The organism is Blautia caecimuris (genome assembly GCF_024622975.1).
Lineage (GTDB): Bacteria > Bacillota > Clostridia > Lachnospirales > Lachnospiraceae > Blautia_A > Blautia_A caecimuris.
The window spans coordinates 83,083-97,875 of the sequence record NZ_JANJZT010000006.1 but is presented as its reverse complement, the minus strand read 5'-3'; the positions used below and the strand labels follow the sequence as shown (position 1 = coordinate 97,875).

The 14,793-nt window shown below is 45.1% G+C and carries 11 protein-coding genes; 2 read left to right on the top strand and 9 right to left on the bottom strand.

All coding sequences use genetic code 11. The features are described from left to right. Positions 1–65: 65 nt before the first annotated feature. Entirely contained in the window at positions 66–593 is a 528-nt protein-coding gene (locus NSA57_RS05870) for a spore maturation protein (RefSeq protein WP_138270409.1), read from the bottom strand. Between the two features lie 187 nt (positions 594–780). Here NSA57_RS05870 and NSA57_RS05865 point away from each other — a divergent pair, with 187 nt between their 5' ends. Continuing rightward, positions 781–1,410, top strand: a complete 630-nt coding sequence (locus NSA57_RS05865) for a DUF2975 domain-containing protein (protein ID WP_257464293.1) — start codon at positions 781–783, stop codon at positions 1,408–1,410. A gap of 12 nt (positions 1,411–1,422) precedes the next feature. After that, the gene (locus NSA57_RS05860) at positions 1,423–1,638 is read left to right on the top strand and encodes a helix-turn-helix domain-containing protein (protein ID WP_022067135.1); all 216 of its coding nucleotides are present in this window, start codon (positions 1,423–1,425) and stop codon (positions 1,636–1,638) included. Between the two features lie 175 nt (positions 1,639–1,813). Here NSA57_RS05860 and NSA57_RS05855 read toward each other — a convergent pair whose 3' ends face one another. From NSA57_RS05855 to ileS, 8 genes are all read right to left on the bottom strand, one after another. Further along, the gene (locus NSA57_RS05855) at positions 1,814–3,142 is read right to left on the bottom strand and encodes an MATE family efflux transporter (protein ID WP_147599355.1); all 1,329 of its coding nucleotides are present in this window, start codon (positions 3,140–3,142) and stop codon (positions 1,814–1,816) included. Between the two features lie 196 nt (positions 3,143–3,338). Further along, positions 3,339–4,649, bottom strand: a complete 1,311-nt coding sequence (locus NSA57_RS05850) for a nickel pincer cofactor-dependent isomerase, group 22 (RefSeq protein WP_257464292.1) — start codon at positions 4,647–4,649, stop codon at positions 3,339–3,341. Further along, positions 4,646–5,023 (bottom strand): DUF1667 domain-containing protein, encoded by a 378-nt coding sequence (locus NSA57_RS05845; RefSeq protein WP_257464291.1) that lies wholly within the window; start codon positions 5,021–5,023, stop codon positions 4,646–4,648. Before NSA57_RS05845 ends, NSA57_RS05850 begins: the two co-directional genes overlap by 4 nt. Further along, on the bottom strand, positions 5,017–6,252 hold the full coding sequence (locus tag NSA57_RS05840) for an NAD(P)/FAD-dependent oxidoreductase (RefSeq protein ID WP_257464290.1): 1,236 nt from the start codon (positions 6,250–6,252) through the stop codon (positions 5,017–5,019). The genes NSA57_RS05845 and NSA57_RS05840 overlap by 7 nt, the downstream gene beginning before the upstream one ends. Next, positions 6,249–7,706: an NAD(P)/FAD-dependent oxidoreductase gene (locus tag NSA57_RS05835; protein WP_257464289.1), complete on the bottom strand. Its 1,458-nt coding sequence runs from the start codon at positions 7,704–7,706 to the stop codon at positions 6,249–6,251. Before NSA57_RS05835 ends, NSA57_RS05840 begins: the two co-directional genes overlap by 4 nt. 203 nt (positions 7,707–7,909) lie before the next feature. Continuing rightward, entirely contained in the window at positions 7,910–8,521 is a 612-nt protein-coding gene (locus tag NSA57_RS05830; RefSeq protein WP_147599346.1) for a nucleoside recognition protein, read from the bottom strand. A gap of 241 nt (positions 8,522–8,762) precedes the next feature. Then, the gene (locus NSA57_RS05825; RefSeq protein WP_257464288.1) at positions 8,763–11,219 is read right to left on the bottom strand and encodes a glycogen/starch/alpha-glucan phosphorylase; all 2,457 of its coding nucleotides are present in this window, start codon (positions 11,217–11,219) and stop codon (positions 8,763–8,765) included. Continuing rightward, complete coding sequence (gene ileS, locus NSA57_RS05820; RefSeq protein WP_257464287.1) at positions 11,216–14,386, bottom strand: isoleucine--tRNA ligase; 3,171 nt, start codon at positions 14,384–14,386, stop codon at positions 11,216–11,218. The genes NSA57_RS05825 and ileS overlap by 4 nt, the downstream gene beginning before the upstream one ends. Between the last annotated feature and the right edge of the window lie 407 nt (positions 14,387–14,793).

Genomic DNA, 14,793 nt, shown 5'->3' with positions numbered 1-14,793 from the left:
TCTATAGTATTCATTATATTTCACTTTTTCAGGTAATTCAATCCCTCTTATTTGTTGTCCGATAATTACATCACACATGTCACGATCCACACGGAAGCTGCCATCCCGGCAAGCGTAGCAACAAGTGCGCCTGCAAGAGTATATCTTGTTTTCTGTATACCCACAGAGCCAAAATACACGCTCATGCAGTAAAACACACTTTCTGTGGAGCTGAGCATCAGACCAGCCATCAGCCCCACAGGAGAATCTGTCCCAAATTCTTTAAAAATATCCAGAAGCAGTCCCGTGGCTGCGCTGGACGAAAACATTCTTACAATTCCAAGAGGAACGATCTGCGGCGGAATACCTGCCGCAGACGTTGCCTTTCCCAGTATTTCCCCCAGAAAATCAAGGAAGCCGGAGGCTCTGAGAACGCCTACTGCAGTCATAAGACCGACCAGCACCGGAACCAGACCTTTTACTGTTTTCAGCCCCTCTTTTGCACCTTCCAGAAAGTCACTGTATATATCTCTTTTAGAAAGAAGCCCGTATCCCACCACATAAAATAAAAGAAACGGTATCATAAACCCGGAAATATAGGAAATAAACTTCATAAATTCTCCAGTTTTTCTGTTTATGATACCTTATGAAATATGTCCTCTTTTTATGTATGCCAAGATTCCAGAAGATATTTTTAATGATAAACGATAAATTTTTATTGACATTTACAAGTCACTTTGATATATTGAAATCAACGATAAACATTAAATCTTATATGGTAAAAGAAAGGAGCTGGCTTCTATGAATAAAATAATTTTTTCAGAAAAATCCTCCCTGTCACTGAAAAACAAGTCCTTAGCCACCTGTCAATATGCCGCTGTTTTTCTGAAAGGTATTTTGCTGCTTCTTCTTTTGGCTATGTTTTATTTAATCCTGCTCCCTGTTCTGGCAAAAGCAGGACTGGTTCCCTTCCATTATGAATATACAGACAATTATCACCAGTTTTTTACCTGGTCAGATGCATGGTGTACAGGATTCTCCCTGCCCTCTGATCTATCAGGCCAGATTGCAGATCCTCTGAATGGCTATCTGATTTATGGTATTCTTGAAAGTATCCTGACCCTTCTTCCTGTTATGATCGTTCTTCTTTTTGTAAAACGGATCCTGGACAGAACCCTGAAGGAACACACACCATTTACTCGAAAAACGGAAAAAGATCTGCGGGTCATTTCATGGATTCTGATCATCATGGCTCTGTTTAAAAATACTTTGTATTACAGCCTGATCGAAAAGTTTCTCTTCGATTCTGTCTTTTTCCGCTTTCCGGATATCAGCGGTGAAATTTTGGTAATGGGAATCCTTGCCCTGATCCTTTCAGAAATTTTCCGGTATGGTATTGATCTTCAGGATGAAGCTGATATGACAATATAAGGAGATGGAAAAATGGCAATTATTTTAAGACTTGACCGGGTGATGGCAGACCGGAAAATTTCTCTGAACGAGCTGGCAGAACGGGTAGGCATCTCCAACGTTAATCTTTCCAATCTGAAAACCGGAAAGGTTCGTGCAATACGCTTTTCCACCCTGAATGCCATATGCAGGGAGCTTGACTGCCAGCCGGGAGATATTCTTGAATTCTCTCCGGATGACCCTTCCTGACTTTCTCTGTTCTGTCGTTTAAGCTCATAACTATAAATAAAACTTCCCGGAAATCACCTGCCTCCGGGAAGTTTTTTATCTGTAATATTTTTCTGAATCTGGAAAAGAAACAGTAAATCAATCTCTTCTTTACCTTCTCATGTTTCCATGGGACAGGTCATTTCCATATAAATATTCAGGCTTTTTCTGTACCTGGTTTCCTTCCTGCACTCTTTAACAGAACACATACTGCAAATATTGTCACTATTCCCTCTGTTACAGGGTAGGACAGCCACACGCCCTGCATTTCAAACACTGCTGAAAGAATAAAGGCAGCAGGAATGATGACAACCAAACCTCTCAGAACAGAGATCATCTGAGCCGGAAACGCCCGTTCCGTAGAGGTAAAAAACATGGCCGAAACAATATTAAAGCCCACAAATGGCACAGCCAGGAAGTAAAGCTTCAGCCCCTCTTCCGCAATCTTCTGAAGCTGCATATCGTTTTCGCTGTTAAAGACAGATGTGATCGGCGATGCAAACAGGAACACGATTCCGTAGATTACCGCTGCTGTTCCCAGAAGGGTTATAACGGCATAACGAAATATTTTTCCTGTATTTTCCGCATCTCCGCTTCCGTAAGAGCGGCTGGCAATAGGCTGCATTCCCTGAGCGATTCCGGTAAACATGGATGTTACCACAAGAGATATATTTGTTACCACTCCATAGGCAGCCACACCCAGATTTCCCCGGATTCCCAGAATAATAAAGTTAAATACAATAATCACAATACCGGAAGCCAGCTCTGAAATAAGGGATGGTATACCCAGTGAAAAGGTGGTTCCCGTTAATCTGATATCCGGCTTTGCAGGACTGAAATGGAAGTTATTTTTTCTGCTTATCCAGTGTTTCGACAGCACGCCGACACTGATCACAGGAGCCAGTCCTGTGGCAAAAACAGCACCGAAAATTCCCATTTTCATTGGAAAAATAAACACATAATCCAGTATGATGTTTGCAAAGCTTCCTGTCAGCATCGCTGTCATTGCAAGTCCCGGATTCCCATCGTTACGGACAAAACATAAAAGAAAATCATTTGTCATAAAAGCAGGTGCAAACAGAAGAACTACCATAAGATATGTTTTTGTCATTTCAAAAATTTCCCCGTCAGCGCCAAGAAGAGACGTGATATTTCCGGAAAAGCCAAGTCCCATAAGGACAAAGATCAAGGCAAAGATCCCAACCAGATACGCGGTATTCGTAAAGATCCTGTTGCCCTCCTGTTCCATTTTCTGCCCCCGGAAAATAGAGTATTTTGTGGCTCCTCCCATTCCCAGCATCATACCGCAGCCATGTACAAAGCTGTACACGGGAATGGCAATATTCAGGGCAGCCAGACCGTCAGAGCCCAGTCCTCTGGCAATAAAAAAGGTATCTGCCAGAATATAACAGGACAGCCCGATCATTCCCAGAACATTCAGGCTGGTATATCGCATAAATTCTCCCAGACATGATGTTTTTTTCATATTCCCTCCTGTTGTTTTTTATTTCCCCCTGTTTCCAACACACCTGTCCGGCAAAACAAAAACGCCAGTATTTTCGCTTTCTAAGACCTACGGCGAAAAAACTGACGTCTTTATCCTCTTACCCGGTGGCAGAGGGATCGTTTCTTTTATTTAATCTGAAAGGTATGATATCACATCCCGGGAGACCGGTCAAGCATTAAATCCTCACCGGTGTAACCACATTGTCCTCCTCGTCAAACTCCAACGGCGCAGGCTCATCCAGAGCCTCCACTCCCGGATACTTCCCGGCTTTCACATCATCATAGTAAGCCTTTGACAGCATAATGGTGTCAATATGAAGACTGTTGGCAATTCTCACCATGCGTACAGGTGCATCTCCAAGTCCGTTACAGGTACAGATGCACAGCTGGATCGCCTCCCTGTCCGTTGCCGTCACACAAGGAATATGGGCAGAAGCCAGTACTGTACTTGTAAGGCAGTTTGGATACATTTTTTCAATATCCATTTCCTCAAAAATCTTGTTTGTAATAGCGCTTGCAAGACCACAGCCCAGAGCGTTTCCATGGGACTCCTTGCTGAGATTCAAAAAGCAGGTTCTCTGAACCTGAATACCACCCTTTGCAAACTCTGTGGAAAAGGTTCCTGTAATATTTGGATCCACTCCGGTACCGCTGAAGTTCTTTCCGATCTTGTCCACAACCAGCACGTCCCCTTCGCCTACGATCAGTTTCGGCATATTGGAAAACGCATATTTCAGAAGCTCCGCCTCTCTCTCCAGAATATTCTCCGGCAGAATTGCCTCGATCTTACAGGTTTCATCATAAGCATTCTCAATGCAGGGAATGGCAAAAAGAACAGGCGCTTTTTCAAGGACAACAGCGGCCATCGTGGGAATATTCTGAGCTATTTTACCCATTCCGTCACTGTGGACCACCTGGGCCCCCACCTGCTTGCCAAGTCCTACGGTCATCATTTTGCAGGGACCGCTTTCGTGGGTTCCCCGGAAAGCATTGTGGGGCTTCAGCCTGCAGGAAACAATGATCCCGTCTGATTCATAGGCATTTTTGTCTATAACAACTCTGCGTCCCAGACTGGAATAGCCCAGCTCCACAACCTCCATAGAAGAACGGATAGGACATCCCATTGTTTTTTCTGTGATTCCGAAGCTTTCCAGAATCTCAACCTGCCCCTCTGCCGTAGCTCCTCCGTGACTTCCCATTGCCGGTACAATAAAAGGAGATGCGCCTTTTTGCTTTACAAAATCAACTACTGCTTTTGTGATAATATCCACATTCCGGATTCCGCGGCTTCCTGCAGTAACAGCAATACTCATTCCCGGTTTGATCTTTTCCGCAAACTGAGGCTGTGCCATTTCCCGGAAAACAACTGCTGGAATATCCTTCGGAGCAATTACCTCACGGGGAAAGGTCTGCCTTGCATGAAACATTTCCGGAACAGGAACATCCTTCAGAAGCCTTGAGACGGTTCCTCCCTTTACTACCTTCATAGCTCTTCCGCCTTTCTCTTTACGTTTTTTGTAATAATTACGTCAGAGCCGGTTCCCAGTACATCCTGAAGCACGATCTGGCCAATGGAAACAGGTGCCGTAACTTTTATCTTTCTGATCTCCGCCATCACAGGAAAAATATCCTTTTTGGGAATCGGGGCATTAAGACGCACACTGGCCAGAGGCAGCTCTCCATTCTCAACCAGAACAGAGGAGGCAATATTTCTCACAGGATTTGTCACCTCGCGGACAGCGTATTCCTTTCCTCTTTTACAGTTGTTCCCGGTAACTTTTTCCACCCGTCCCTCAGGGAGAACCTCTGCCTCCAGAGAACAGCCCATAGGGCACATAATACAGGTAAACTGTCTCAGCATATCACATTCACCTCCAAAGGAGCTTCTCCGTTTAGCTTTTCCGCCTCAACAGGAATCTGGATCATTTCAGCCGGAAGAGCTTTTTTAAATTTATAGCGTTTTACAGTTTTTCCATCCTGAGTAATTTCAATAGCTCCATCCTTCATCGGACGGCGCACACGCATGGCAAGACGGAAGGATTTTTTGCCGCTGACCTTCTGGGGAATGGTGTGAGTTACGTTTCCGTCTGTTTTTATATCAAGCTCACAGGGAGGAAGTCCGCCTTCACGGATATACCGGGCCATGGCGTCTGCCAGCTTTTCTGCCTCCATAGACACAAAATCCACCAGATCATGAACATGAAGTACATTTCCTGCTGCAAAAATCCCTTCCACATCTGTCTGGTAGTTTTCATCCACAACAGCACCCTTACTTCGATCATCCAGAGTAACGCCTGCTTCAAGAGAAAGCTCATTCTCAGGAATCAGCCCTACCGAAAGAATCAAAGTATCACAATGGTATGTTTTTTCCGTTCCGGGAACAGGCTGAAGCTTCTCATCTACCTGGGAAACCACAACCCCCTCCAGGCGGTCTTTGCCCAGAATATCTGTTACCGTATGGCTCAGATAAAGAGGAATGTCATAATCTCTCAGACACTGCTCAATATTTCTGGGAAGTCCGCTTGCATAAGGCTGAAGCTCAAACACAGCCTGCACATGAGCCCCCTCCAGAGTCATTCTCCTTGCCATGATCATTCCGATATCGCCGGAACCCAGGATCACAACCTCCCGTCCGACCATTTTATTCTGAAGATTGATATAGGACTGGGCAACGCCTGCTGTCCACACGCCTGCAGGACGTTCTCCCGGAATGCTGATAGCTCCCCGGGTTCTTTCCCGGCAGCCCATTGCCAGCATCACGGCTTTTGCCTGTATCTCAATGATCCCCTCTCTGGATGCAGCATATACCTTTTTATCACCGGTAAGCCGGATTACGGTAGCGTCTGTAATATAGGGAATTTTCAGCTCCTCCACCTGATCGATAAAGCGCTGTGCATACTCCGGTCCGCTTAAGGTTTCCCCGAAGCGGCTGAGCCCGAAGCCGTCATGAATGCACTGCTTCAGAATCCCGCCCAGACTGCTTTCTCTTTCCAGAATCAGGATATCGGTAATTCCTTTATGATAAAGCTCTACGGCTGCCGCAAGCCCTGCCGGACCGCCGCCGATGATCACTGCGTCTGCCTGTCTCATTTTTCATCCCTCACCTTTCCCGTAAACATGTACGAATTTTTTCTGGAATAACGAATCTGATCTTCTGAAATTCCAATCTCCTTCTGTATCAGATCTGTAATTCTTGTTTCACAGTAACCTCCCTGGCACCGTCCCATAGTAGCCCGGGTACGGTTTTTGATTCCGGTTACTGTACAGACTCCCAGAGGATTATGGACAGCCTGAAGAATTTCCGCCCTTGTAACTGTTTCGCAGCGGCAGATCACTTCCCCATAATCAGGGTTCTCCTTCACAGCCTGCTCTTTTTCCTCAAGGGACATATCCAGAAAACGGCGAATACCCTTTCTTCGGGGATTAAAGCTTTCGTTTACAGCCGGATGCTCTTTTTCCACCAGCTTTGCCACAGCCCTTCTTGCAAGAGGCAGGGCGCAGGTGATTCCCGGTGATTCAATTCCCACAAGATTTACCGTACAGGGATTTTTTTCATCTGCTTCCAGCATAAAATCAAGAATTGCGCCTGTTTCCGGATCATAACGTTTCCATCGGATTCCGGAAAAATTGCGGATAAAATATTCCCGCTTCATTTCTTTAAACACCTTCCGGCCGTCCTCAAAAAGTCCGTCCATGTGCTCCTTCGTCACCTTATAATCCTCAGACTCCTCTACCACATAGGAATCCGGACCTACCAGAACATTCCCGTCTACAGTAGGCGTTGCATGGGTGGAAAATCCTCCTTTATCATTTGGAGCCGGATAAATGGGAATTTTCATTTCTTTTCCGGCTTTTTTGTCAAGAACATAATATTCTCCCTTAAATCCTTTAACCGGATAGTTCGGATACCCCAGCATTTCAGAAATCTGCGAAGCATACATTCCTGCGCAGTTAAACACCCACCTGACGGAAACATCCTCTGCCGGTGTATGAATAATATAGCGTTCATCCCTGCGCTCAATTTCCAAGACCCTGTGATCAAAAAGAAATTCCGCACCGTTCATGCAGGCATTTTCCGCCAGGGCAATGGTATACTGCATAGGATCAAGAATTCCGGAGGACGGCACATACATGGCAAACTCGCCGCCTGCGTTGGGATCGATCTCATTAAGGCGCTTTTTGTCGATCATTTCCATGCCCCTGACACCGTTTTCCTCGCCGATGACCTTGTATTTCAGAATATTTTTTCGATCCTTTTCATCAAAGCCAACTACCAGCTTGCCTGTTCTTTTAAATGGAATATCCAGCTCCTCTGCCACCTGGTCAAACTCCCGGTTTCCCTCCACAGCACACTCCGCTTTCAGAGAGCCCGGCCTGTAGGTAAAACCCGCATGAAGCATTCCTGTATTTCTGCCTGAATTTCCGCAGGCAACATCCAGTTCCTTTTCCAGGACACAGATGCTTAAGCTGTACCTGGACAATTCCCTTGCCACTGCACATCCCACAACACCTGCTCCGATCACTGCCACATCAAAGCATTTCATCTTTTTCACTCCTCGCTTTTCGTTCTGTGTTTTTAACAGAAGAATCCTGCTTTTCTCCGTTATTATCAGTTATCTTGCACAGTCTCATTATATAGAATCATATATTATTAGTAAAATTGATTATTTTACTAGCTCTCTAAGTTTTTTTAATAGTGATATTTCAGACCTCAAAATAGCAGAACAGAATTTAAAGACAGCTCAATTCATCCCCTTTTTCCGTCCATGATCTTACAGAACACCACCGCCACCGCCGTACTCACTGCTGTAGCCAGTATGGCCGGGCCGACAATAGCAGCCGGATCAGCGCTTCCGTATTTTGTTCTGTATGCGATCATATTTAGCGGGATCAGCTGAAGAGAAGAAACGTTTATGATCATAAAGGTACACATGGCAGAACTTGCTGTACGTGGACTGCGTCTTCCTGTTTTTCCATACCTTCTGCACTCCTCCTTATTCAGACGGTCCAGTTCCTCCATTGCTTTTAGTCCTGCGCTGGTGCTTGCCCAGGAAATCCCAAAAAGATTTGATAAAAAATTCAGAGAAATATAATGACAGGCCGGGGAATCCGGTTCCAGACCGGGAAACAAAAATTTAAGAACAGGTCTCATCCTGCCTGCAAGCTGCGACACCAGCCCGGCATTTTCCGCAATTTTCATGATACCTGTCCACATGGCCGTAATTCCTGCCATTGTAATACAAAGACTCACCGCCTCCCCTGATGAAGAAACAACTGCTTCTGTCACAGCCTGAAGATTTCCTGCAAAAGCGCCGTACAAAACGCCAATAAGTATCATTCCGCCCCATAAATATGTCATACCTTTATCCTCCGGGACTTTCTCCACATATCTTATGACACACAAAAAACATTTTATTCCCACAGATCATATCTCGGAAATCAGACTCTCCCAAAACTGTTTCTATGGAAATAAGCCTGACCCGTCTTTTGAAAAGCACACCGGAATGACGCCACAGCAGTTCCGTTTACACAACAATTCTGTAAACACTACAGGCAGCCTGCTATGAAAAGCAGACTGCCTGTAAATAAACGAAATATTATTATTTAATAATTACTTTGTCCAGATGCCACATATCATCTACATACTCCTGAATAGTGCGGTCAGAAGTAAATTTTCCGCTGCAGGCAGTGTTCATCATTGCCATTCGAGCCCAGCGTTTTTCATCTCTGTAAGCCTCTTCCACTTTTTCCTGAGCTGCTGCATAGGCTCTGAAGTCAGCCAGGATAAAGTACTGGTCAGCTTTGTCATAGCCGTTTCCGCGAAGCAGAGAATCATACAGATCTCTGAACAGCTCTGTATCATGAGAGAAGGTTCCGTTGATCAGTTCCATAAGCACCTGGCGGATCTCACCGTCTGTATTGTAGATCACATTCGGATCATAGCCGCCATTATTCTCATAATTGATTACCTCGTCAGAGCTGAGGCCAAAGATAAATGCATTCTCTTCGCCTACTTCCTCAACAATTTCCACATTGGCGCCGTCCATGGTTCCGATTGTAGGAGCTCCGTTCAGCATGAACTTCATGTTTCCTGTACCGGAAGCTTCTTTACTTGCAGTAGAAATCTGCTCGGAAACATCTGCTGCTGCAAAAATCATTTCTGCATTGGATACACGGTAATTTTCAATAAATACAACTTTGATCTTGTTGTCAATGGATTTATCATTATTTACAACATCCGCAACTGAATTGATCAGTTTGATGATCTTTTTCGCACGAGCGTAGCCTGCTGATGCCTTTGCTCCGAAAATAAAGGTTCTCGGATAGAATTCCATACCCGGATTTCTTTTGATTTTATCATAAAGATAAATCACATGCAGGATATTCAGAAGCTGACGTTTGTATTCATGAAGTCTCTTAACCTGAACGTCAAAGATGGAATGAGGATCTACCTCAACGCCATTGTGCTCCAGAATATATTTTGCAAGGCGAACCTTGTTCTGGTATTTGATGTTCATAAACTCCTGCTGCGCTCTCTCATCATCCACATAAGGCTTCAGCTTGCTGATCTGAGAAAGGTCTGTGATCCAGTCCGGACCGATATGATCTGTTACCCAGTCTGCCAGAAGCTGGTTTCCGTGAAGAAGGAAACGTCTCTGTGTGATACCGTTTGTCTTATTGTTGAATTTTTCCGGCATCATCTCATAGAAATCCTTCAGTTCCTGATTTTTCAGGATCTCTGTATGCAGTCTGGCAACACCGTTTACAGAAAATCCTGCAACAATGGCAAGATGAGCCATTTTTACCTGGCCGTCATAAATAATGGCCATTTTCTTGATCTTCTCATAGTTGCCCGGATATTTTGCCTGGATCTCAAGGATAAATCTGCGGTTGATCTCCTCAATGATCTGATATACACGGGGAAGCAGTCTGGAGAACAGCTCGATAGGCCATTTTTCCAGCGCTTCGGACATAATGGTATGATTGGTGTACGCAACACATTTTGTTGTAACCTCCCATGCCTCGTCCCATCCGAGACCTTCCTCATCCATAAGGATACGCATCAGCTCTGCAACAGCTACTGTAGGATGAGTATCGTTCATCTGGAATACAACTTTTTCATACAGCTTACGGATATCGCTGTGATTTTTCTTGTACTTCTCGATTGCAGCCTGAAGACTTGCGGAAACAAAGAAGTACTGCTGTTTCAGACGCAGCTCCTTACCTGCCATATGGTTGTCGTTAGGATAAAGCACCTCAACGATATTGCGGGCAAGGTTTTCCTGCTCTACAGCTTTCTTGTAATCACCCTTGTCAAAAGAATCCAGTCCGAAGTCTACGATCGGCTCTGCATCCCAGATGCGGAGAGTATTTACGATCTTATTGTTATATCCCAGGATTGGCATGTCAAAAGGCACTGCCTTTACTGCCTGATATCCCTCATGGATAAATCTGTTTGATCCGGTTGCTGGGTCATATTCCACACGGACATATCCGCCAAAGTGAACCTCCTTGGCATATTCCGGACGGCGCAGTTCAAAAGGATAACCATTTTTCAGCCAGTTATCCGGAACCTCAAGCTGGAAACCATCCTTGATCTCCTGCTTGAACATACCGTAACGGTAACGGATACCGCAGCCATAGGCACAGTAATTCAGAGTTGCAAGAGAATCCAGGAAGCAGGCTGCCAGACGTCCAAGACCGCCGTTTCCAAGAGCCGGATCCGGCTCCTGATCTTCAATTACATTGAGATCAAGACCCAGTTCCTCAAGAGCTTCCTTTACCTCGCCATAGGCTGTCAGGTTCAGAAGATTGTTGCCCAGAGCGCGGCCCATAAGGAACTCCATGGACATATAGTATACGATCTTCGGATCCTGTTTCTGATATGCATTCTGTGTCTCAAGCCAGTTGTCAATGATAACATCCTTTACTGTATAGCTGACTGCCTGAAAAATCTGTTCCTGAGTCGCCTCTTCAAGGGTTTTGCGATACAGAAATTTTACATTTTCTTTTACGCTTTCTTTAAAAGCCTCTTTTTTGAACTGCTTATCTATCATTTCTTTTTCCTCCTACTTTCTGGTGTTACACCAAGAACTACATTCTCTTTGTTAATGCTCCATTCTTTTACATAACCATCAGTTTCGTTCAGAGTGATCTCCTCTGCCAGAACCTCAGACATGATTTCATCCCTGTGGTTTTCCATAATATCCATAATGCACTGATTATCTTTTGCATAAACATGGATCTTATCCATAACCTCAAAGCCAGCCTCTTTTCTCATTGTCTGAATCTTACTGATGATTTCCCGTACAAATCCTTCCTCGATCAGTTCCGAAGTCAGGTTTGTATCAAGAACTACAGAAGTATCTCCGTCTGTTTCTGTTACATATCCCTCTGTCTGAGCTGTCTCGATCAGAAGATCTTCTTCAGCCAGCTCAACCTTGTTTCCGTCAATATCCAGAGTAAGAAGTCCTGTCTCCTTCAGTTCTTTCATAGCCTCTGTTCCATTAAGCTCTGTAAGAGCTGTGCGGATACCGTTCAGAAGTTTTCCGTATTTTGGTCCCACTGTGCGAAGCTGAGGCTTGAAGCTGTAGGAAATAAAGGATTCAACGTCCTTTGCAAATTTTACTTCTTTTACATTCAGCTCATCTGCAATGATATCTGTATAGAACTGATCCATTTCCTTCTCAGCCTTTACAAACATGGTTCCGATAGGCTGACGGTTCTTGATATTTGCAGTATTTCTTGCTGCACGGCCAAGAACAACCACCTTCAGAAGAGCTTCCATGTCATCCTCAAGCTCTTTGTTGATCCATTCCTCTTTTACCTGCGGGAAATCACAGAGATGGATACTTTCCGGAGCAGACGGATCTACGCTTCTTACAAGGTTCTGGTACATATCCTCTGTCATAAACGGAATCATAGGAGCTGCAGCCTTAGAGATTGTCACAAGAGCTGTGTACAGGGTCATGTATGCATTGATCTTATCCTGCTCCATTCCCTTTGCCCAGAAACGCTCACGGCTTCTTCTTACATACCAGTTACTCATTTCGTCCACAAATTCCTGAAGTGCTCTTGCACTCTCCGGAATCTTGTAGGAAGCAAGGTTTTCGTCAACAGCTTTTACCACAGAATTCAGCTTGCTGAGAAGCCATTTGTCCATAACCGGAAGGCTGTCATAGTCCAGATTGTATTTTGTCGGGTCAAACTCGTCAATATTTGCATAAAGCACAAAGAACGCATAAGTGTTCCACAGAGTGCTCATGAATTTACGCTGTCCTTCCACAACAGCTTTGCCGTGGAAACGGTTCGGCAGCCACGGAGCGCTGTTGATATAGAAATACCAGCGGATAGCGTCTGCGCCGTATTTTTCCAGAGCGTCAAAAGGATCTACCGCATTTCCTTTGGACTTACTCATCTTCTGTCCGTTTTCATCCTGAACATGTCCCAGAACAATAACATTTCTGTAAGGAGCCTTGTTAAACAGCAGGGTAGACTCTGCCAGAAGAGAATAGAACCATCCTCTTGTCTGGTCCACTGCCTCGGAAATAAAATCTGCCGGGAACTGCTGCTCAAACAGATCCTGATTTTCAAATGGATAATGATGCTGCGCAAAAGGCATTGCTCCTGAATCAAACCAGCAGTCAATAACCTCCGGTACACGGTGCATGGTTCCGCCGCACTCCGGACACTTCAGAGTGATCTCGTCAATATACGGACGGTGAAGTTCCACAGTTTTTGCCTTCTCATCACCGCTCATCTCAAAGAGCTCCTGACGGCTTCCGACAGAATGCATATGTCCGCATTCACACTGCCAGATATTTAAAGGTGTTCCCCAGTAACGGTTTCTGGAAATACCCCAGTCCTGAACATTTTCCAGCCAGTCGCCGAAACGTCCCTTACCGATATTCTCCGGAATCCAGTTGATGGTATTGTTGTTGCGGATCAGGTCTTCCTTCACTGCTGTCATTTTAATGAACCAGGACTCACGCGCATAGTAAATAAGCGGTGTGTCACATCTCCAGCAGTGCGGATAATCATGCTCAAATTTCGGCGCGTCAAAAAGCTTGCCTTCTTTGTCCAGGTCAACAAGTACAAGGGGATCTGCTTTCTTTACAAATACACCTGCATATGGAGTTTCTTTTGCCATATTTCCCTGTCCGTCTACAAACTGTACAAACGGAAGGTTGTAATCGCGTCCCACACGGTTATCGTCCTCACCAAATGCCGGAGCAATATGAACGATACCGGTACCGTCGCTCATGGTAACATAGCTGTCACATACTACGAAATGCGCTTTTTTCTTCTGCTTTGCCGCTGCTTCTCTGGTGCACTCCCAGAGAGGTTCGTACTCTTTATATTCCAGATCTTTTCCCTTATAGGTTTCCAGGATCTCGTATGCTTTTTCATCCTCTTTTGCAAGCTTGCCCAGAACCTTGTCCATAAGGGCCTCAGCCAGGTAATAAGTATAACCGTCTGCTGCCTTTACCTTACAGTAAGTCTCATCCGGGTTTACGCAGAGCGCAAGGTTGGACGGCAGTGTCCACGGTGTGGTTGTCCATGCAAGGAAATATGCCTCCTCGCCAACCACTTTAAAACGTACAATAGCAGAACGCTCTTTTACAGTCTTGTAGCCCTGGGAAACCTCCTGTGCAGAAAGAGGAGTTCCGCAGCGCGGGCAGTAAGGCACGATCTTAAATCCTTTGTAAAGAAGATTTTTGTTCCAGATCTCTTTCAGAGCCCACCACTCAGACTCAATGTAATTATCATCATAGGTTACATACGGATGATCCATATCTGCCCAGAAACCAACTGTAGAAGAAAAATCTTCCCACATTCCCTTGTATTTCCAGACACTTTCCTTACACTGCTGGATAAACGGCTCCATACCGTAAGCCTCGATCTGTTCCTTGCCGTCAAGGCCAAGCTTTTTCTCTACCTCAAGCTCTACCGGGAGACCGTGAGTGTCCCAACCTGCCTTACGCGGAACCATACAGCCCTTCATTGTACGGTATCTTGGAATCATATCCTTGATAACACGAGTCAGTACATGGCCAATGTGAGGCTTGCCGTTAGCGGTTGGCGGTCCGTCATAAAAGGTATAGGTTTCTCCTTCCTTACGGCTGTCCATACTTTTTTCAAAAATTTTGTTCTCTTTCCAGAACTGTTCCACCTTTTTTTCACGGTCAACAAAGTTCAGGTTCGTATCTACCTTCTGATACACGATTGCTTCCTCCTTATAAATAAAAAAACTCCCGTCCTGTAAAAGGACGAGAGCTGGATCTACGCTTCTTCGCACCACCTGTTACACAATACGGGCAGAATTCTGCCGATATCTGTCCCACTTAACGGCGGGAACACCGTCTGTCCCTACTTTTTCTCAATTTCGGGAAAGAAACTCCGGAGTGATCTTCAGCCGTTCTTACTTGCACCGGGCTTCCACCTGTCCCCGGCTCTCTGCAGCGTTCTGTGCGAACTTCCCCATCTGGCACTGCCTGACACGAAAATCCTGCGGCTTACTGTCTCCATCACTGTTTTTACATGATTATATGTGCCTTTCTATTATAAAATGGACAAAATCTATCTGTCAAGCCCTTTTTCCGGGGTTTTCACCTGTAAACAGCAGCTGCT